20 protein-coding genes, 1 pseudogene and 2 riboswitches are annotated in these 21249 nt (G+C 33.0%); of the genes and pseudogenes, 2 read left to right on the top strand and 19 right to left on the bottom strand.

Annotated elements, in window-relative coordinates; translation table 11 throughout:
- Positions 1 to 3: 3 nt before the first annotated feature.
- The 5 genes from ACJDUG_RS05705 to ACJDUG_RS05685 form a co-directional block, all read right to left on the bottom strand.
- Positions 4 to 1353: a glucose-6-phosphate isomerase gene (locus tag ACJDUG_RS05705; RefSeq protein ID WP_406768939.1), complete on the bottom strand. Its 1350-nt coding sequence runs from the start codon at positions 1351 to 1353 to the stop codon at positions 4 to 6.
- Between the two features lie 247 nt (positions 1354 to 1600).
- Positions 1601 to 3394 carry a carbon starvation CstA family protein gene (locus ACJDUG_RS05700; protein ID WP_406768938.1) on the bottom strand — a complete coding sequence of 598 codons (1794 nt, stop codon included), beginning with the start codon at positions 3392 to 3394 and terminating at the stop codon, positions 1601 to 1603.
- 200 nt (positions 3395 to 3594) lie between these two features.
- Positions 3595 to 4350, bottom strand: a complete 756-nt coding sequence (locus ACJDUG_RS05695; protein WP_406768937.1) for a LytR/AlgR family response regulator transcription factor — start codon at positions 4348 to 4350, stop codon at positions 3595 to 3597.
- Positions 4331 to 6025, bottom strand: coding sequence for a LytS/YhcK type 5TM receptor domain-containing protein (locus tag ACJDUG_RS05690; RefSeq protein WP_406768936.1), 1695 nt, complete (start codon positions 6023 to 6025; stop codon positions 4331 to 4333). Before ACJDUG_RS05690 ends, ACJDUG_RS05695 begins: the two co-directional genes overlap by 20 nt.
- Positions 6026 to 6314: 289 nt before the next feature.
- The gene (locus ACJDUG_RS05685) at positions 6315 to 6623 is read right to left on the bottom strand and encodes a DUF2628 domain-containing protein (protein ID WP_406768935.1); all 309 of its coding nucleotides are present in this window, start codon (positions 6621 to 6623) and stop codon (positions 6315 to 6317) included.
- A gap of 352 nt (positions 6624 to 6975) precedes the next feature.
- Here ACJDUG_RS05685 and ACJDUG_RS05680 point away from each other — a divergent pair, with 352 nt between their 5' ends.
- The gene (locus ACJDUG_RS05680) at positions 6976 to 7374 is read left to right on the top strand and encodes an LSm family protein (RefSeq protein ID WP_406768934.1); all 399 of its coding nucleotides are present in this window, start codon (positions 6976 to 6978) and stop codon (positions 7372 to 7374) included.
- Between the two features lie 130 nt (positions 7375 to 7504).
- Here the strand turns inward: ACJDUG_RS05680 and ACJDUG_RS05675 are convergent.
- Both ACJDUG_RS05675 and ACJDUG_RS05670 read right to left on the bottom strand, forming a co-directional pair.
- Positions 7505 to 7738: pseudogene (locus tag ACJDUG_RS05675) on the bottom strand (alpha/beta hydrolase fold domain-containing protein); the annotation flags it as partial.
- A 213-nt stretch (positions 7739 to 7951) separates the two neighbouring features.
- Positions 7952 to 8110: a hypothetical protein gene (locus ACJDUG_RS05670; protein ID WP_406768933.1), complete on the bottom strand. Its 159-nt coding sequence runs from the start codon at positions 8108 to 8110 to the stop codon at positions 7952 to 7954.
- Between the two features lie 187 nt (positions 8111 to 8297).
- On the opposite strand from ACJDUG_RS05670, the gene ACJDUG_RS05665 reads away from it, so the two are divergent.
- Positions 8298 to 8693, top strand: coding sequence for a hypothetical protein (locus ACJDUG_RS05665; RefSeq protein WP_406768932.1), 396 nt, complete (start codon positions 8298 to 8300; stop codon positions 8691 to 8693).
- A 909-nt stretch (positions 8694 to 9602) separates the two neighbouring features.
- On the opposite strand, the gene ACJDUG_RS05660 is transcribed toward ACJDUG_RS05665, so the two are convergent.
- From ACJDUG_RS05660 to ACJDUG_RS05605, 12 genes are all read right to left on the bottom strand, one after another.
- Positions 9603 to 9848: a hypothetical protein gene (locus ACJDUG_RS05660; RefSeq protein WP_406768931.1), complete on the bottom strand. Its 246-nt coding sequence runs from the start codon at positions 9846 to 9848 to the stop codon at positions 9603 to 9605.
- Between the two features lie 103 nt (positions 9849 to 9951).
- Positions 9952 to 11481, bottom strand: a complete 1530-nt coding sequence (gene guaA / locus ACJDUG_RS05655; RefSeq protein WP_406768930.1) for a glutamine-hydrolyzing GMP synthase — start codon at positions 11479 to 11481, stop codon at positions 9952 to 9954.
- Positions 11482 to 11496: 15 nt separating this feature from the next.
- Positions 11497 to 12948: an IMP dehydrogenase gene (guaB, locus tag ACJDUG_RS05650; protein ID WP_406768929.1), complete on the bottom strand. Its 1452-nt coding sequence runs from the start codon at positions 12946 to 12948 to the stop codon at positions 11497 to 11499.
- Between the two features lie 132 nt (positions 12949 to 13080).
- A riboswitch (purine riboswitch) is annotated at positions 13081 to 13178 on the bottom strand.
- A gap of 173 nt (positions 13179 to 13351) precedes the next feature.
- On the bottom strand, positions 13352 to 14113 hold the full coding sequence (locus ACJDUG_RS05645) for a prepilin peptidase (RefSeq protein WP_406768928.1): 762 nt from the start codon (positions 14111 to 14113) through the stop codon (positions 13352 to 13354).
- Between the two features lie 151 nt (positions 14114 to 14264).
- A complete protein-coding gene (locus ACJDUG_RS05640; protein WP_406768927.1) occupies positions 14265 to 15116 on the bottom strand; it encodes a PilW family protein in 852 nt (283 codons plus the stop codon).
- A gap of 15 nt (positions 15117 to 15131) precedes the next feature.
- Entirely contained in the window at positions 15132 to 15533 is a 402-nt protein-coding gene (locus ACJDUG_RS05635) for a prepilin-type N-terminal cleavage/methylation domain-containing protein (RefSeq protein ID WP_406768926.1), read from the bottom strand.
- A gap of 14 nt (positions 15534 to 15547) precedes the next feature.
- On the bottom strand, positions 15548 to 16675 hold the full coding sequence (locus ACJDUG_RS05630; RefSeq protein WP_406768925.1) for a hypothetical protein: 1128 nt from the start codon (positions 16673 to 16675) through the stop codon (positions 15548 to 15550).
- Positions 16676 to 16898: 223 nt separating this feature from the next.
- Positions 16899 to 17600, bottom strand: coding sequence for a hypothetical protein (locus ACJDUG_RS05625; protein ID WP_406768924.1), 702 nt, complete (start codon positions 17598 to 17600; stop codon positions 16899 to 16901).
- Positions 17597 to 18139, bottom strand: coding sequence for a PilN domain-containing protein (locus tag ACJDUG_RS05620; protein ID WP_406768923.1), 543 nt, complete (start codon positions 18137 to 18139; stop codon positions 17597 to 17599). The genes ACJDUG_RS05625 and ACJDUG_RS05620 overlap by 4 nt, the downstream gene beginning before the upstream one ends.
- Positions 18140 to 18142: 3 nt before the next feature.
- Positions 18143 to 19168: a pilus assembly protein PilM gene (pilM, locus tag ACJDUG_RS05615; RefSeq protein WP_406768922.1), complete on the bottom strand. Its 1026-nt coding sequence runs from the start codon at positions 19166 to 19168 to the stop codon at positions 18143 to 18145.
- Between the two features lie 261 nt (positions 19169 to 19429).
- Positions 19430 to 19513: riboswitch (cyclic di-GMP riboswitch) on the bottom strand.
- A gap of 49 nt (positions 19514 to 19562) precedes the next feature.
- Positions 19563 to 19961, bottom strand: coding sequence for a type II secretion system protein (locus ACJDUG_RS05610; RefSeq protein WP_406768921.1), 399 nt, complete (start codon positions 19959 to 19961; stop codon positions 19563 to 19565).
- Positions 19962 to 20013: 52 nt separating this feature from the next.
- Positions 20014 to 21222, bottom strand: coding sequence for a type II secretion system F family protein (locus ACJDUG_RS05605; protein ID WP_406768920.1), 1209 nt, complete (start codon positions 21220 to 21222; stop codon positions 20014 to 20016).
- Between the last annotated feature and the right edge of the window lie 27 nt (positions 21223 to 21249).

Raw genomic sequence — 21249 nt, 5'->3', positions numbered from 1 at the left:
GTCCTATAATCTTTTTTCAAGTTCTGCTTTCATGTCCTCGTAGCCCGGTTTTCCTAGTAAAGCAAACATATTCTTTTTATAGGCTTCAACTCCCGGCTGGTCAAATGGATTTACTCCATTTAAATAACCGCTTATAGCACATGCTTTCTCAAAGAAGTAAACTAAATATCCAAAGTAGTAAGGTGTTAACTCAGGAATGTTTACAATAATATTAGGAACTCCACCATCATTATGTGCAAGCACTGTTCCCTGGAAAGCCTTTTTATTTACAAAATCCATAGTTTTTCCTGCTAAAAAGTTTAGACCATCTATGTTTTCTGTACTTGCTTCAATTACAACTTCTTTTCTTGGTTTTTCAACATTTATTACAGTTTCAAATATATTTCTTAGTCCTTCTTGAATATATTGTCCCATAGAATGAAGGTCAGTAGAAAAATCCACAGCTGCAGGGAATATACCCTTGTTATCTTTACCTTCACTTTCACCATAAAGCTGCTTCCACCATTCATTAAAATAATGAAGTGCTGGCTCATAATTTACTAGTATTTCAGTGACTTTTCCCTTTCTATATAGTGAATTTCTAGCAGCAGCATATTTATAAGCATCATTCTCATTTATATCTGGATTGCTGTAGGCTTCTCTGGAATCTGCTGCACCTTTCATTATTTCATCTATATTAATACCTGCTGCAGCTATAGGTAAAAGTCCAACAGCTGTAAGTACAGAATACCTTCCCCCTACATCGTCTGGAATAACAAAGGTTTCATAGCCCTCGGCATCAGCTAAGGATTTTAAGGCACCTCTAGCCTTATCAGTAGTAGCAAATATTCTTTCCTTTGCACCTTCTTTTCCATATTTCTTTTCAAGATATGATTTAAAGATTCTAAAAGCTACAGCTGGCTCAGTAGTTGTACCAGATTTTGAAATGACATTTACAGAAATATCAAGTCCTTCAATAGCTTCAAGAAGATCGGTAATGTAGGTTGAACTAATATTATTTCCTACAAAGTATATTTGCGGTGTAGTTCTCTTTCCCTTTGGTAAGGTATTATAAAAAGTATGTGATAAGCTATCTATTGCTGCTCTTGCGCCTAAATAAGAACCGCCTATGCCTATTACTATAAGTACATCCGAATTATCCTTAATCTTCTCAGCTGCCTTTTTTATTCTTGAAAATTCTTCTTTATCATAATTAACAGGTAAATTAACCCAACCTAAAAAATCCTTTCCTGCACCAGTTCCATTATGAACCATGTTGTGTGCTTCTCTCACCATAGCCTTCTGATTAGAAATTTCATAATCACTTAAAGCTGGTTTTAACTTACTTAAATCTAAGCTTAAATTATTACCCATTCTATTTTCCTCCCTATAAAAGTTATTAATTAATTCCACTAAAAGAAATTTTAGACTAATAAAATAAATAAATCAATATGATATAAAAAGTTATTAGACTTTCACAATTATTAATCAATATTTTTTAATATTTTACTAAACTTTGCAGCAAATATTTAATTACTACATATTATATTTACTTTATGAAATGAATTTATTCAAAAAATGATAAAAGGTTTAGAGAAATTCTAAACCTTTTATCATTTTTTTAAGCAGTTACCTTCTTATTATTTTCGTTACTTAATTTCATTTTATTAAACTTCTCAAACCAGCTTCTTACACTTTCAAATATAATTATTACAAGCATAATCACTAGTATTGAAGTTAACACTGCAAGAATTGTATTTCCTTGAGGAATGTAGTTTGTAAATATATTTACGAAGGCTGCATAAAGTGCAGTAAATGTTATAAAGGTTAACGGTGCAACTGTTACCCATATATACTTTCTCTTTCCTAGATCTATAAGGAATGAGGTTCCTACTGCCAAGGCTATAGCAGCCATCATCTGATTGGCTATACCAAACAGAGGCCATATAGTTGATATATTACCTGTATATAATAGATATCCCCAAGTGCAGGACATTAACAAACTGAAGATTATAATATTTGTCCAGGAACTTCTTTCCTTAAATTTAGGGTTAATGTTTGCAAATAGGTCTTGTAATAAATATCTTCCTATTCTATTTCCTGCATCAATTGTAGTTAATATAAATAGTGCCTCAAACATTATGCAGAAATGGTACCAGTAAGATAGTAAGGATTCAAGCCCTGGTATTTTATAAAATACATAAGCCATACCAACTGCTAGGGAAACAGACCCACCTGGTCTACCTGCTAAGGTTTCTCCTACCATTTTTGAAAGCATTGGTAATTCCTTTGGTATCATATGGAGCTTTGCAAATAATGCTGGTGCTGAATTTATTGCAAAATAATCAGCTGTTGGAAGAGCTGTAGCTGCAATTAATGCCATTAAAGCTACAAAAGCCTCTGTTAACATAGCACCATAGCCTATTGCCAAAATATCTTTTTCATTACTTACCAGCTTAGGAGTTGTACCTGAACTAATAATTGCATGAAAACCAGATAGTGCTCCACAAGCAATGGTTATAAATAGGAATGGAAATACCTTACCTGGAATTATTGGTCCGCCGCCATTAACAAATTGAGTTACAGCTGGCATTTGTAATACAGGTCTAACTATAATTATACCTAATGCAAGAGCACCAATTACACCTAATTTCATATAAGTGCTTAGGTAATCTCTTGGAAGCAGAAGCAGCCAAACTGGTAATACTGCAGCAAAGAAACCATAAATAACAAGTATGATTGAAATTTGCTTTTGGTCAAGTGTTAGAATATTCCCTAAAACTGTATTTTGTATATGTGGTCCAGCAACAACTGCTGCTATTACTAAAATTACACCAATAAGTGTAGCCTCTCCAACTTTACCTGGTCTTAAAAATTTAAGATATAATCCCACAAGCATTGCTATTGGAATTGTAGAGCCTACTGTAAAGGTACCCCAAGGGCTCTTATATAGCGAATTAACAACTGGAATACCAAGCCCTGCCATAGTTATTATTAAAATAAAGATTACTGCTATAGAAGTTATAATACCCATTTTAGGGCTAATATGCTTCTTAGCTATTTCAGCCAAGGATTGTCCATCATGTCTAACTGATGCTAGAAGTACCACCATATCGTGTACTCCACCAGCAAGTACTGCACCTATTAAAATCCAAAGTGTTCCTGGAAGCCATCCAAATTGAGCTGCAAGCACAGGTCCTATTAGTGGTCCTCCTCCAGCTATAGCTGCAAAGTGATGTCCAAAAAGTATTAATTTGTTTGTTGGAACATAATCTTGTCCATCATTATGTTCAACTGAAGGTACAGTTCTTTTTTCATCTAAGGTTAAAACCTTTGCTGCAAGGAATGCACCATACAACCTGTAAGCTATCATAAGTACTAATGCACCTATTATAACAAGTACGATTGAATTCATTTTTCTTCCCCCTTATATTATCATTTTAAATTATAATTGCTTGTCCTACTGCTGCTTTAAATAATATAACGTTTTCAGTTTTAATGATATTGTTTTCAACTGAATGGAAGAAATTAATGGTTGTATAGAAACCTGCAGATATTGAACATATAAAAAATTATAATAAAAAAACACCTAATTCAAAAGAACTAGGTTAAAATTTAAAAAATTATTTCTTTTATCTCTTTAATTTTTTCTTTGCTCACAGGTATCTCAGCCTTATTTGCATCATTAATTACTACCCAGTAGGTACCTTTAAACCAAGGAATTATTTCAGTAATTTTGTCAAGATTTACAATGTAGCTTTTGTGGATTCTCATAAACTTTTCTCCAAGCCTTTCTTCAAGCTGTGACAGGTTCAATTCGCACATAAAAGTGCCTTCACTTGTATAAGCTTCGGAAATTCCTTGTTTTGCCTTAATATAATATATTTTGTCAAAGCTTATTACCTTAAATCGTCCTTCATATATTACTGTAAGTTTATTTATTTTCCTTTTAGACAGCATATTAACAGTTTTAGTTAATTCATTGTCAGACTGTTTTTTGTCCTCTAATAATCTTTTTATTCTCTCTAAAGAAACCTTTACTCTTTCCTCATCAAAAGGTTTTAATATATAGTCAACAGCGCCACATTCAAATGCTTTTATAGCATATTCGTCATAGGCTGTAGCAAAAACTATAAGTGGTCTTTTGTTAGTATAATCAGTATTTAATAATTTTTCAGCAACATCAAATCCCGTTATCATGCCTAGATTTATATCAATAAATACAGCATCTGGTTTAAGCCTAGTAATATCCTTCATAAATGCATCTGCATCATCATAGGAGCCTAATACTTCACAAATACTATTCTTATCTAAAATATACTTCAATTCGTCAGCTATTACTTTTTCGTCATCAAGTAACATTACCTTCATAATAAACTTCCCCTTCTGCCTTAGGCGGCACTTTAATTGTTATGGTTGTGCCCCTGCCTTCTTCACTTTCAATTAATGGAGCATATTCCTCTCCAAAAATAGAAACTATTCTTTGAATAACATTTTTAAGTCCTATTCCTGTAGTATTACCTTCCGTTATCTTTTGAAGCTCAAGAGGAGTAACACCAATTCCATCATCTGATACTTTAATTTGACAATAATCGTCTATTTTTTTTATTTCAATAAACAATGTACCACCACCAGCTTTGGGCTTTATACCGTGCTTTATTGCATTTTCAATGAGGGGCTGAAGTGTAATTGGCGGCACTAGATAGTTTAAGCAGCTTTCATCTATATCAGTATTAATTTTTAGCTTATCACCATATCTTGCTTTTTCAATTTCTATATAATCGCTTATTTGATTCAATTCTTCTTTTAGACTTATAAATTTATCAGTTTTTTGAATATTATATCTAAAAAAGTTTGAAAACTTTAAAAGTAAATTTCTAGCTAAATCTGGGTCTGTCCTTATTAATGAACTTATAGTGCTTATTGTATTAAATAAGAAATGTGGATTTATTTGTGCCTGCAAGGCCTTTATTTCAGCTTCCTTTGCAAGACTTTCCTGATGTTCTATTTCATATAACTCCAGCTGTGTGGAAAATAAGCTGCCTAGACTCTTAGTAAGTTGAATATCATAGGGGGTTATGGAATGTTCCTTATCTTTATATATTTTTAATAGCCCTACAACTTTATTCATCTTTTTTAATGGTACAAGTACCACAGAAGATAGGCTGCACTCATGATTCTTACAAGCAATTTCTTTCTTTGTATTTGCTGCAACTAATTTTCCTGTTTGTATAGCTTTGAAACTTAGCTCTGTACCAAATGGTTCCCCTACCTTATGGTGGTCACTTCCAAGGCCAATAAAAGCTAATATTCTATCTTTATCAGTAATGCTGACTGCTGCAGCCTTTGTTATTTTATAAATAATTTCTGCAGTTTCTTTCGCAGTATATTCATTTAATCCATGTCTTAGATATGGTAAAGTTTCATCAGCAATACTTAAGGCCTTTTGAGCTTGAACTGCAGCTGCAAACTCAAATTCTCTGTGAATATAGTCAATAATCAGCATAAAGGCACATACCGCTCCAGTATTAACAATTATCATTGGCATGGATATAAATTTGACCGCCTGCAGCGCATGTGTGAATGGTTTAGACAGTAGTAAAACCAATGCCATTTCTAAGCATTCCACTATAATAGTTACAATACCTGCATATCTCCAGGATACATTATTTCCCTTGTGCTTATATACCATTCCTCCAATGACACCTTGAAGTACTGCTGCTATTCCGCAGGCTAAGCTTGTAAAGCCGCCTATGAAATATCTATGCACCCCTACAATTATTCCAGTTGCGATACCCACAACAGGACCTCCCAAGATTCCTGCAGTTAAAGCACCTACAGCCCTTGAATTTAAAATTGTATCATTCAATCTTATACCTGTATAAGAACCTGTTATGCCTAATATAGAAAAAAATATTATCATTATTATTTTATCTTTGGTTGTAAAATTACCAATAAAGATTTTTTTAAAGACTCTTGTGGTAGATAAAATAAAAATTATAATTATAATTATGCTCATTCTTTCTGCTAGATAGACTATAAGCATGGTAAGTCCTCCATTTTAATAGGTTATACCCATTTATATCAGATATGTGACTAACCCCGATTAGCATATATCTATAAATACTTTTTTATTATAGCAAATGAGCAAGTAATTTTCATCATTTTTACCATAATCTCCGAGGTTTGAAGTGTCATTTTATTATGTAAGGTCAATATCTTTTAATAGACTATTTAACTTTACATTATAGGAAAATTTATAACCAATAACCTTACAAAATTATTTTCGTAATAAAAAAAAGCCAATGAATAATCAAAGGCTTTTAAAAGACTATTTACTCAGTTATTGCATTAGATTGAGTGCGAACACAATAATCCATAGTATTTAAGATTCTCAAATCTTCTTGACTTGCTGGCTTATACCCTTTTTCTAATAAATGCTGACAATACCTTTTATTGATCTTGAAAGTCCATATAAAAGGCAATATTCCTATTGTAGGAACCGCTGAAATAAGTATGATTGCAAAATCTGGCCACTGGCCTCTTATGGCCGGAACCCAAAATCCAAATAAAAAAGTTGTCCATGAATACCCCACTTTAATATCCTTTATAGCTCCGTTTTCATGTACTAATTTAGCTCTCATTAAATTCACCCCCATTATAATATTTATTTACGCATTATTCATAATTCTACAAAACTCTTAATTATCCTTCTAAATATTGCATAAAATTTAAAAATTTGAAACTTTTAATTTACTTTAACGATAATTAACTTTTAGTACAATTTTATAAAAAAACCTGCCTCCTCAGAACCTTAACTATTGCTATCATTAATATACACCATTTCACTACATTACTTTTATCCTTATTAAGCTTTTAGTTGTTAATATTATTTATATATTCTACTTCACTAATGTAGCAATATTAAATTAATTGCATATTATGTAGCAGGATAAGTTGTCCAACAAATTCATATTTAAAACGGAGGGGATTATAATGCCTAATGGAAGTGGTGTTCTTGGCGATTTAGCACGTCATATTGGACAAACCGTTACTATTTTTACAACTAGTGGTGGAGAATCTGGAAGAGGATTTACTGGAGTTCTTATATCAGTTAATAATGGCTTTGTAAGATTAATAACTACAATTGGTGCTGCACCAGGATGTGCACTTGGTAATTGTTGTGATGTAGAAAGAAGAAATGGTGCAATGGGAAGGGACTCTGAATTTAATGAATTTTCTAATGAGCTTGGAGAAATGAATAACGAAGATAATAGAAATACTAATAGAAACAGAATTGATTGTACTGGAAGAACACTTGGAGATATAGTTGATATACCAATAAATAGAATTGCAGCATTCGTTCATAATTCTGTTGGAAGCAGTGGATGGTAACTTGTAGAAATTTCCTATATAAACTTACAATTATCCTTATAATTTCAACTAAAAATAAATTTCCCGAGGATTATTCCCCGGGAATTAATTATTTATCCTTCTGAAACTATTTTTGAAGATATAAAGATATTTAATTTAAAGCTTTATCCCCTTCACTTGAAATTCTATCCATAGTTAGGAGCCCATGTGGGCAGCCTTTATACTTACAGACAATAACCTGATTACCCGCTTCCTTAAGCTTTTGACCATAGTCTTTTCCCTCATCACGCAATGGATCAATTTCAGCTATTATTATAAGTGTATGAGGTAAATCCTTGTAATCCTTTGCTAACAAGGGAGATGCATATGGACTTTTTCTATCTTCTAGCTATATGTTCTGCATCACCATTAATGCTTTCTGCATTCTTATAAACCCATTGGACTACATTATAAACTAGTATATATAAATTCATTTCTAAGAATATAAATTTCATTACGTATTTTATACCATTGGCACTTTATTATTCTTAACTGGCATAATTTCAATATGTGTTTAGTACGAATTGATTTTTAAAAAAACTCTGGATCACCAGAGTTTTTAATGATTATTATCAATATACTCAATTTCACTGCACTTCTTACAAACTAATGCTACGGTTCCATCACCGCAGTTTCTAAATTGAAAGCCTTCTAATACTTTGTCTGTTACAATATCTTCTACATTTCCGCATTTACATATAAGTTTCGTAAAAATCACTCCTTCTGTTAAGCTATTATAGCACAGTTATAGAAAAATTAAAAATGTACATCTTCTGTAAGGGTTTAAATCTAACTGAATTTATTTTAACTTTTCATAAGTTAGGAGTAGCAATCTTTAAAAAGCAGCATAGTATATATCGGGACAAGTTATGCAACTATTTTTATATAAAAAGGAGGACATTAATATGCCAGATGGATTTAGTCTTGCAGCTCATTTAGCACGTCACATTGGACAAACTGTCACTATATTTACAACTAGTGGTGGAGATTCAGGAGAAGGATTCACAGGAGTTCTTATATCAGTTGATAAATGTTTTGTTAGATTAATAAGCGCAATTGGTTCAGCACCTGGATGTGCACTTGGAAATTGTTGCGATGTAGAAAGGAATAATATAATTCGTCGGAATTCTACATCAAATGAATTCTCTAATGAGCAAGGCGAAATAAATAACGAAGAAAATAGAAATACATTGAGAAACAGATTTAATTGCAATGGAAGAAATCTTGGAGCAGTTGTTGATATACCTATAAATAGAATTGCAGCATTCGTTCATAACTCTGTCGGAAGTAGCGGTTGGTAACTCATTGAAATCTCCTATATAAAGGCACTATCAAGTTTTAAATTTGATAGTGCTAATTTATTTTGTTTATAGTAATATAAAAAGCTCCAACTATTTCAAATGAGTTCATCTATACTATTTATTTATCATTCTTATTCCATTAACTATGAATGTCATAACGAATGGACCTAACATTGCCAATATAATTATTGCCCATATTATTCTTATTTTTGTTTTATCTAATCTCACTTGCTCACCTTCTTTATAATAAAAACACCATAAAAAAGGACCCTTTTTTCTATTCTACAATTAATAAAATGTAAAATATTTGTAAAATATTACCATTCCATCGCTACTCTTTTAGACAAAATAAAAAAGCACCCATTTCTGAGTGCTTTTTTATCTTTAGAATAGGAAGAAAGGCAATGCAAATAGAGCTAAAGATGATAAATTATCTCTTCTACAGCAACAGCATCTGCAACAACAAACTCTTCTTCTTCCCATATATCTCACCTCTTATATATATTGCTTGTCCATATATCTTATACTAATTAATTTTTTTTGTTACATTACATCTCCTTACTACTTAAGTTTTAGTATGTAAATTTCTTAGCTATTTCCACTGACTTATATCCTTTAAGATATATTACTCCTATATTTTTTATTTAGAGAAACTGAATAATTTTCTTAGCTTCAGCTTACTTTATTCCTATTGTTTTAATTTCTAAATTGCCCTATATTAGAGCTACTAGTATACTATATTTATTTTTTTATATGGTGTCACTATTTTAGCCTCTTAATTTTCAAAGTAAAAATACCGCATTACTCATTTTTTTCTGAATAATACGGCATCTTCACTGCATACTAATAGGATTTAAACTTACAAAGGATATGTTTTTATTACCATAATTTGAATTATTGTCTTTGTAATTAGGGTGCTACTGGTGTACTTATATTTTCCAAGGTAAACATAATTATTGTTGTTATGATATAGGTTATTATATCTTCAGGAATATAACTTGATTGTAAACTAGATAATAGCCATGGTTCTTCTCTTCTTAAAGCGTTTAATATTGCATAGGCCTTCTCTGTTTCATTCCCTAAATACTTATCTGCATTACTTATAGTAAAATATACAATATATCTAAATAAATATCTGATGCCTCCTCTAGACATGCCATAAATAAGGATACATGACTTAAGACATTCTCACGCATCCTTACTTATAGGCCTTGGTTTTAAACCTTTATTAATATATGAAAAACTAAGACATCAATTCTTATTCCCACTCAATTGTAGAAGGTGGCTTTGAAGTTATATCATAAACAATTCTGTTTACTCCCTTAACTTCATTTACTATTCTTCTTGAAACCTTGTCTAATACTTCATATGGAATTCTTGCCCAGTCTGAGGTCATACCGTCTGAGCTGGTTACAGCCCTTAAAGCAACTGTATGGCAATAGGTTCTTCCATCACCCATTACTCCTACAGACTGAATGTTAGGAAGGCATGCAAAGTACTGCCATATTTCATTTTCAAGTCCATTTATTGAAACTTCTTCTCTAAAGATAGCATCGGCTTCTCTTACAATTTCTAGCTTTTCTTCTGTAACTTCTCCAAGTACTCTAATAGCAAGACCTGGACCAGGGAATGGCTGCCTCCATACTAGATGATGTGGAATGCCTAGTTCTTCCCCAACTTTTCTTACTTCGTCTTTAAAGAGCTCTCTAAGTGGCTCAATGAGCTTAAAGTCAAGATCTTCAGGAAGTCCTCCTACGTTGTGATGACTTTTAATAACTGCTGAGGTCCCAGTTCCGCTTTCAACAACATCTGGATATATAGTACCTTGAACAAGGAAATCAATTTGGCCAAGTTTATTAGCTTCTTCTTCAAAGACCCTAATAAATTCTTCTCCTATTATCTTTCTCTTTTTTTCAGGTTCACTTACACCCTTTAATTTTCCCAAAAATCTATCTTGAGCATTAACTCTTATTAAATTCATGTCAAATTGCTTCTTAAATATAGCTTCTACCTGATCTCCTTCATCTTTTCTAAGAAGACCATGATCTACAAATACACAGGTAAGCTGTTTCCCAATTGCTTTGTGCACTAGCACTGCAGCTACAGAAGAATCAACTCCGCCAGAAAGAGCGCAAAGTACTTTTTTGTCTCCAACTATATCTTTTATAGCTTTTATTTTTTCCTCTGCAAAGGAAGTCATGGACCAGTCACCTTTTACCTTACAGATTTCGAATAAAAAGTTCTTAATCATTAGCTGTCCAAAAGGTGTGTGTTCCACTTCTGGGTGAAATTGAACCCCATAAAGTCTTTTTTCTTCATTTTCCATAGCAGCTATTTCACAGCCCTCAGAATTAGCTATAATTTTAAAGCCTTCTGGAACCTCTGAAACATAATCTGTATGACTCATCCAGCATTTTTCATTTAAGTCGATATTCTTAAAAAGGCTTTTCTCGTTGTCTAAAACTATGTTTGCCTTTCCATATTCTCTAGTTCTTGCACTTTTAACCTGGCCACCTAAGCTGTTAGCCATTAATTGATGTCCGTAGCATATTCCAAGCACAGGTACTCCTAGGTAAAATATCTCCTTATCAATACCAGGTGCCTTGTCATCATATACACTGTTTGGCCCCCCAGTAAAAATAATGCCCTTAGGTTCCTTAGCTTTGATTTTATCAATAGTGTAGTTATTAGGGATTATTTCACAGTATACTCCACATTCTCTTACTCTTCTTGCTATGAGCTGATTATATTGTCCGCCGAAATCTACTATTAATATTAATTCTCTCATGGAAACCCTCCTTTTCTAATTTACACTGTAATTTGGTGCTTCTTTTGTTATTACTATGTCATGAGGATGACTTTCTCGAAGGCCTGATGCTGTTTGTACTACAAATACGGCTTTTTCATAGAGTTCATTAAGATTTTTAGCTCCCACATACCCCATTCCTGAGTGAAGCCCTCCAAGAATTTGAAATATAGTTTCAGTTACAAAGCCCTTATATGGAACTCTTCCTTCAATACCTTCTGGTACAAGCTTCTTATTTCCCTCTTGGAAATATCTATCCTTACTTCCACTAGCCATGGCACTTAGTGAACCCATACCTCTATATACCTTATAGCTTCTTCCTTGATAAACTTCTGTATCTCCAGGAGATTCTTCACAGCCAGCAAACATTGAGCCCATCATAACTACCTTTGCACCAGCGGCAAGTGCCTTTACTATATCTCCAGAATATTTTATTCCACCGTCTGCTATAACTGGAACCCCATATTTTTCAGCTTCTTCTACGCAGTCCATAACTGCTGTAAGCTGTGGAACACCGACTCCAGCAACTACTCTTGTTGTACATATAGAACCTGGTCCTATACCAACCTTTACACAATCGGCCCCAGCTAATATTAAAGCTTTAGTTGCTTCAGCTGTTGCAACATTTCCTGCAATGATTTGAAGTTCTGGATATACTTCCTTTATTTTTCTTACAGCTTCAAGAACTCCTTTTGAATGACCATGAGCAGTATCAATAGTGATTACATCTACATTTGCCTTAACTAAAGCTTCAACACGATCAAGCATATCCGCAGTAACTCCAACAGCAGCACCGCATAATAGTCTTCCCTTATTATCTTTTGCAGCATTTGGGAATTTAATAGCTTTTTCGATGTCTTTTATTGTAATTAATCCTCTTAAGTTATTTTCATTATCTACAAGGGGAAGCTTTTCAATTTTATGTTTCTTAAGTATAGCTTTTGCTTCATCCACTGTTGTATTTTCATGAGCAGTTATTAAATTTTCTTTCGTCATTACTTCTTTAATAGCTCTAGTAAAATTAGTTTCAAAAACAATATCCCTATTAGTAATAATACCAACAAGCTTTCCATCAATAGTTATTGGAACTCCTGATATTCTGTACTTACTCATTAAAGCCTGAGCATCTTCAATTGTGTTATCAGGTGAAAGTGAAAATGGATCTGTAATTACACCATTTTCTTGTCTTTTAACCTTGTCTACTTCTATAGCCTGTTTTTCAATACTCATATTTTTATGAATTATTCCAATACCGCCTTCTCTAGCCATAGCTATAGCCATTTTAGCCTCAGTAACAGTATCCATACCAGCACTCATAAGTGGAATATTAAGTTTAATTTTCTTTGTTAAATAAGTATTTAAAGCTGTATCTCTAGGTAATATTTTAGATTCTTGTGGAACTAAAAGTACATCATCAAAGGTATAAGCTTGTTTTAATATCCTTGCCATAATTTCAACTTCCTTTCATAAATTAAGATTAACTAAACCTTAGTCAATAATTGGTACTATAAAAAGTAATTAAAAATAACAAAAAACATGCTCCCCACAAAAAACGTATAAGTGAAGAAAGCATGCTTTTAAGCATAACTATCTAACACTCATAGTCGGAAATTTACGGCTTCCGGTAGATACTTCCTGCCATATTCAGGGGATATACGAGTTAAAATTGCAATATTTGATTTATTTCTCTTATTTTAATGAAAGATTTATGTTTTGTCAATGGAAAATAATATACTTTATAATGTAATCCTTTTCTGGTTTATTTGCAATCACTAGGGATGGTTCCTTATGATTTCACAGGGAATCGCCACTTATGAATTACATGGAATCATTAGGAACCATCCCTTATAATTTACAGAAAAGCACCTAAATACCAAGCTACTATTTTTTCACCATATAACATTGCTACAAAAGCTCCTAATGCAATATATGGTCCGAAGGGTATGTAATCTTTTCTAGATTTCTTCTTTGTTATAATAAGTAACGCTCCAATAATACCTCCAAATATAAATGAGAAGAATAGAGTTACTGCAGTTAATTTCAAGCCAAGGAACACACCACAAAGCAGGCAGATTTCTACATCTCCCCAGCCCATACCATTTGTAAGAAGTATAATAACCGTTATTAAACCTCCACCAAGCAGCGCTCCCAAGAAATACTGCATAAAAGTGTAGCCCAGGAAATAGCCAGCAGCAGCAAAAATAACTCCTGTAATTATTCCGCTAATGGTGGTTTTAAAATATACATCAGTGGTATCATAATCAATAAGGCCTATGATAATTAAAAAACTACTAAGTACTATGTATTTTATAAAAACAAAGCTAAATCCATAAATAATAAACAAAGCTGCATATAAAATTCCTGTCATTAGCTCAACTACTGCATATCTTGCTGAAAAGTGCTGCTTGCAGTATCTGCACCTGCCTCCTAAAAATAAATAACTTAATACAGGTATCATATCAATTGCTTTAAGTCTTGTATTGCAATTTCCACAGCTGGAAGGCGGAAAAATAACAGACTTACCTGCCGGTATTCTATAAATACATACATTAAAAAAGCTGCCAAATATTGACCCAAGTATAAACACATATAGTATAAGTATAAAATTAAACATTTTATTAACACCCCATCTTTGTCTGATTATACTTTATAAATTTTATTTTATCAATAAAAGAACAGTTCCACAGAACTGTTCTAAATGTATTATTATTTAGTCTTGTTAGTGTAATATACCATCCATGAATCAAAAACATGAATAGTATAAACTATTGCATATTCCATTTTGTTGAGGAATTATATTTCACTGTATAGTCATAGGTATTTCCATAGCTCTCAGTACCCCCAAAAGTTACTCTAAATATTACCTGAGCCCCATCGAGTGTACTATTAGAAGATATAGCAACTGTCTTTGTACCTGTTATTACTGATTTAGGGTTTGTAACACCAACTGAACTTACAATTTCTACATTCGTTATTTCTCTTCCAAAACTTATCCCCAAATTATTTTCAGTGTTTATTGTTAACTCTTCAGCAACAGGCTTAAGTAGTATGGCCATATAATCAGTTGCTGTTTTAAAGTATATTGCATCCCTTTCAGTCTTTAATGACGTGGTCCCTGTTGTTCCAGTAATTGTCCCTCCTGCGTTTAGATGAAGGTTCATGCTAATGACCTCAGAGTTTATATTATAGGATTGCCCTCGGTTCTCAGCCCTTATATTGAATTTCAAAAGCTTAAATGGGGAGAGAGATGTAAATTCTATACTTCCCGGATGTACTATGGAAATTGTTTTAGTAAAGTACTTATTTATATGAGTTATTGTATTATTGGTACTGTCAAAATAGATGTAGTTCTCATAGGGCTGTATATCGGAAAGTGGTGGTATGGCTGCATCATCCAAAATTTTTATTTCCGTTGAATACCTTATTTGTTGAGTGATGTAGTCAGAAGCAAGTCTTATGCTGCTTTGTATATCTGACTGCCTTGTTCCCCTGATGAAGGTAGTGTTCCCGACGCCAAATAGAGAATATATACCTGTTAGTACTATTGATAATATCGCTATAGTTATTATGAGTTCCAAAAGTGTAAGGCCCTTTTTACTCTCTGTTATCAGTTTCACTATATTTACACCTCCCTAGGGGATCAGGGAGGTAAGTTCTACGTATCTCTGCCCACCCTGATAGAAAACTGCAGCTGTTATCCTTTTATATAAAACTGAGTTTATCGTAACGTCCTCAACAAAATATTTGCTTTCAATGCCTGAACTGAATGTATGAAGATCAGCTACCGAAGCTTCGCTTTTGCTCATTCCATTCAAATCGGGATCTGTTGCGTAATTTATTCTTCCTGCCCTGCACGCCACATCAATGGTGGCTTGTGCCTTTACTAAGGCCTTGCTTTTATTTCCCATTGTAAAAATATTTATATATCCTTGAGAGAACATGCTCAAAAAAGAGACCGCTATTATACCCAGAATAGCAATGGAAATTATAACCTCAATAAGAGTTAAACCCTTTCTCACTCCATTAAATTTCATTATTTTCACCTGTCCTACTTTTTGTTCCAGATATAGCCTGAACTGCTTGGTGACTGCCTGAACATTCCATTCAGGGCCTTAATTGCCGCATCATCATCTGGTAATTTAATAAAGTTCTTATAGCTTCCCGTTTCGCCGGCAGTTGGATTATGAAGGTCAACCCCACTCTTAAAAAAGTAATATCCCTGATTTAAAACTGGTACTATATCATCATCCCTTAATACAGGTCCACCAAAATAAACAATTCCATATTTTGCTCCTGGATTGAACTGCGACGAGTAGGTATTGTGGAGGTTTGAAGTATTAGTCCTGATGAAGGAAGAATAACGGTCAAAATCTTCAAAACCCACATTGCCGGAATATGCAAGATTGCCTATCCTATTTGACATAACGGGGGCTGTAATTGAAAAAATAACAGGATCTTTGGTTTTATTTAGCATTACACCACTTTCAAAATAGATCACCTCTGCATCAAAGGTAATGGGAATGGAATTAGTAACCTGCTTAAAGCTGAGGCTTTTTCCAGCCTGTGTGTAGTTTCTAAAATGAAGGATGGATGCCTGAAAGATGGAGGAGCTGCTGGAGCCCTGAGGTGATTGAACAGGTTTACCCTCAAACATTACTCCCTTTCCAAGATAATTTGTGCCTGCGGTTATTCCCTTTATAAGATTAACACCGTTAACCCATTCTGTAGGGTTAAGTGTCATTGAAACACCGGAGTTGATCTTAACAATATAGGTGACTAATTCGGTGGAATTGGGGCTTCCGGCTGTTATCCCCGTGGATTTTATCTTAACCTCTCCGGGATCCGTGCTTTCAAAATTTAGGGAAAACTTGCCGCTCTCCCCAATTTTAAATGCTGTAGCGCTTGTATTTAATGATGCTACCTGGGTATTAAGTTCAGATGCTAGCACCCCAAGATCGGAATAGATATTAGTATTCAGCTTATTCTTAATCAGCTCTAGGCCTACATACACACCTGAACGGCCTAAATAATGGGCCTGAACCCTGCTCTTCTGCCAAGATGCATTTTTAGTTTCTGACACTCCAACCCTAAGAAGGGCTGTTCCCAGTATTACCAGTATTCCCATGATAATTATAACAGTGACCAATGCCACTCCTTTTTTACGAAATTTCTGCATAAAACCCCCTCCATTTTTACAAATCTAAAATATATTCACTATTTCATTTTAACTTATATTATCTTTATTTTGTATCAAGCTTTACACTGCTCCTGCTTTCACTATTTACCGAATAAGTTAAAATGGAGGAAATAGCAAGTATAGCCATCTGCAATTATCAATTCAATTAAAGCATGACCTTTTTTATTTCTAATAAATGCACCCCATAAAATTCCAATTTTTTTCATTCTTTATTAAAAGGGTTATCTTTGCTGTAATTTCCATTATTAAAATCATAATTATTCTTAACAGCTGTGCCATCCTGAGCATAAAGCATGTTTGCATTTATTACAACTGTAAGACCTTGTCTTTCCTTGATAGAAAAATTCACGCTAGTTATATCAGCCATTCTCCCAATAGTCTCTAAGTTATTGATAAAGGCAGTAGTGCTGCTAAAGTCTCCAGTGATATTTATAACCACTGGAATTGCCATTATCTTTTGGGTTGATGTATTTTGCTGATTATTTGCCTGAGCAGCATTTGTATTTTGATTTCCATTTGCTGCAGCGCTTCCATTAGCTATATTTGACTGTTTTTTGTATTCAATTTCCTTTCCAATAGTAAGGCTATTAAGGCTTACATCATTACCAACTGCAAATTTATAAATATCTCTTTCAATTTGTGCTGTCATATTACTTTTAGGCATCAGCTTTAAATTACTATTATAATTTGCCTTAAGCTTTTCTAAATCCGTTGTCATTTTCTTATTACTTGCAGCCATTATTTTTGAGGCATCGAGCTGCTGCTGATAATTTTCTATACTATTTTGCATTCTTCCTATCTTACTTGTTAAGGGTGCAATAATGAAATTATAATACCCATAGCCTACAAGTGCTATTGCTAGTATTGACAATAGAATTTTCTCACTTTTATTTAGCCCATTCATTTTACTTCCTCCTCTACATTTGAGATAGTTAAGGTGAAAGTATTTAATCGATTCTTATCATCTCTAGTTATATTTGTAACACTGCTGTTACTAAATTCCTTTGATTCCTGAAGATTTGCTTCAAATTCATTAATTGAATTATAATTTTTAGCAGTTGCGCTAATATTAATAGTACCAGCATTATATACCAAGCTTGAAATAACAATATCCTTTGGCATATATTTTATAAGACTCATTAAAACAGGATAAACAGGTGTTTTTTCCTTTTGTATTTTGCTTAATAGATCAATATATTCCTTATAAGAGGAAGTTTCATTTCTCAATTTAGTGTTTTCTGTAACTACAGATTTAGCTGCATTAACTTGAGCATTCAAATCGGCCTCCTTAGCATTAAGACTATTAAGGTTTATATTTAATAGAACCACCCCTGCAGCTAAAAGCAAAACTATTATAATTGCCATAAAACTTATTTTTATAAAGGTTTTCCTTTGTATTCTCTTTTCTTTTATGGTATTAGGAATAAGATTAAGTTCCCGCATAGCCTACTCCTTTCTTAATAGCAAGCCAGTATTATTAACATAATATTTAAGTCTAAAGTTCTTGGGAAGCTTTGTTTTTATGCCAATTTCATTGGAATTATCAACTATTTCTACATTAGTTTTAAAATATGCTTGTACGTAATTGTCTATCCCTTTTATTTCTGCTCCCTCGCCGATTATATATATCATATCTAAGGATTTATTAGTTTTTCCTGTAGTATAAAACTGAATAATTTTATTAAATGAATAAAAGGTCTCACTGAAAATAGCCTTTACAGAAAAATCCACTGAGCTCTCTTCTTCTGAATAAAAATTAAATACTCTAATAAAATTTTTCACAGACTCCTCTGTTCTTGATTTTCCAAAGGGAAATAATATTTCAGCTGCATCTTTTATTCCAAATAGAACTTCTCTTTCTATAAAAAGTCTGCCCTTCTCAAGGATTGTAAAGTTGCTGTTGTAGGTACCAATTTGTATAATCCCTATACTTTCCATTTCTTTTTTTTGCTTATGTACATTTCTAAAAACTCTGCTGACATTATTAGGTGCTATATCTATAGCAGCTAGGTTCATTTGTAATTTACTTGCAAGTGCTACATATTTATCAGCTTTTTCCTTAGGTATAGAAACTGCCATAACCTTATATACCTTTTTTTCTTTTGTGTTAATTTTGTCTAATATTTCATAATCCATATAATAGTCCTTGCCCTCTTTAGGTAAGTACTGTGCAGTTTCCCATTGAAGTGTTTTAAGTATACCCCTATTGTCCATAATAGGAACCTCTATATGTCTAACTACAATGTCCTGACCTTGTACAGTAAAGGAAATTCTCTTTGTTCTGACGTTATTATTTTTCATAAACTCGGAAATAACCCTAGAAAGCTTCTGAATATTTATAATGTTATCTTGATCAAAGGCCTCTTCAGGAGTTTCAATTATGCCGCAGAGCTTTACCTTGTTTTTTGAGCCTACTAATACTTTAATAAATTCATGCCCAAGCTCCACAGCCACTAATTCTTTCTCAAACATTAAATCACCACTTTCATTGCCAATTTATAAGGAATAAACTTCTTATATCAACAATTTTATAAATATATTTAAAACATAAAATGTATTGTATTCTAATTAAGATGGTTCAAATGGCGGCACCATCGAATGTCTTCTTAAGTGCCACCATTAAAAGTCCATTACATAGACAAATTATCTTTATGTATTATGGCTTATAATAATTCCATTTAAATAAAAAAGATAGTAAGAAATATAAGCCATAGTTCTCCAGCCTTTATACCTTGATGATAAGGTCGGTTACACTATTAGCTCCCTACAACCCAAGTGTCCACGTACGGATTGTATTTCTCTGCTACCTTAGAAAACTTATTAATAACTTTGCAAATATATTAAAGAATATATTTATAGTTTAAATTTAATTCAGACCTTCTGAAACTTCTGTATAATCACCAGCAGATACACCAGCAACACCATCAGGAACTGTTGCTGTTGCCACACCAGATGCTATAGAATAAGTAACACCCTTAGGTCCGGATGGCATTGCTGAAATAAGATCTGCAGATGTAAGATTTCCTATTGTCACAGTTGTTACATCAACATTTTGATCAGCAGCATACGCTTTAACAGCCGTATCAACGGTCTTTAAATTGCTTAGAATAGCTTTCTTATTAGCATTACCTTGAAATCCTGATAATTTTGGTACAGCTACTGCTGCTAAAATACCAAGTATCGCAATAACAACAATAAGCTCAATCAATGTAAAACCTTTCTTTTTTCTTTTACTCATCATCTTTTCCTCCCTTTTAATAAGCATATTTTATTTCCTCCTTATATATATTTGAAAACCTTAACGGTTATTCATTCTACTAATTAGCAACTGCACTATACATATCAAACATAGGTAAAATCATAGCTATTACTATAAAACCAACAACAACTCCTAGAACAGCTATTATTAGCGGCTCAATTAATGTTGAAAGCTGTGAAGTTGCATTATCTACTTCATTGTCGTAAAAGTCGGAGGTTTTTTCCATTATCTCGTCTAAGGTACCTGTTTCCTCGCCTATTTTCATCATTTGAGTAAGCATTCTAGGAAAAACTCCTCGTCCTTCCAGACTTGCTCCAATAGTATATCCTTTTTTTATAGCTTCAGTTGTGCTCAGCAGTAATTTGCTAGCCATTTTATTGCCTACAACCTTTGTACAGATATTTATTATTTCAAGTACTGGTACACCACTTGAAAGTAGAGTTCCAAAGGTTCTTGTAAATCTTGCAGTTACTATTTTAGTTAAAATGCTTCCAAAGACAGGCAGCTTAAGCTTAAGCATGTCCACTCTTTCCCCAAAATCTTCATTACTTTTTATAATTACTCTTGCTATTATAATTAAGAGAATTACTGCTACCATTAATATTAGACCATATTTTTTCATAAAATCTGCTAAACCCATTACAATAACTGTAGGAAGAGGTAATTTTCCTCCTGCGCTTGTTATCATTCCAACAAAGGTAGGAAGTACAAATATAAGTAATAAGTTTACTACAATTATGGCAACAATACATATTATTAGCGGATAGGTTAAGGATCCCCTTATCTTTTTTTGCAGCTTATAGCTTTTCTCATAATAATCAGCCATTCTAAGCATTACTTTTTCTAAGGTACCACTTACTTCTCCAACACTAATCATATTGACAAGCATTTCTGGGATATCCTTATATTTTCTAAGAGCATCTGATAAGCTGCTGCCCTTTTCAATATCATTACGGACTTCTTTAAGTATATTTCTTAACTTTTTATTTTCTGTCTGCTCTCCTACTACGTCTATTGCTCTTAAAATATTCATTCCTGCAGAAACAGTAAATGAAAATTGCCTGCAAAATATAGAAATACTCTGTAAGGGCACTCTTCTATATTCTGAAATATTTATGTCTAAGGATTTATTTAATAACTTTATACTTTGAGGATAATAATCTCTTTCTCGAAGGTTCGCCCTTACCAAGTTTTCATTATCAGCTTCAATTTTTCCTTTGATTATGTTTCCATCTATCGTTCTTGCTTCATATTGATAACTTGGCATAACTTCCTCCTTTCAAGGTTTCTAACC

Source organism: Candidatus Clostridium stratigraminis, from assembly GCF_045310675.1.
In the GTDB taxonomy this organism is placed as follows: Bacteria; Bacillota; Clostridia; order Clostridiales; family Clostridiaceae; genus Clostridium_AT; species Clostridium_AT stratigraminis.
Note: the sequence above shows the minus strand (reverse complement) of the source record. Positions and strands in the feature narration are given on the sequence as shown.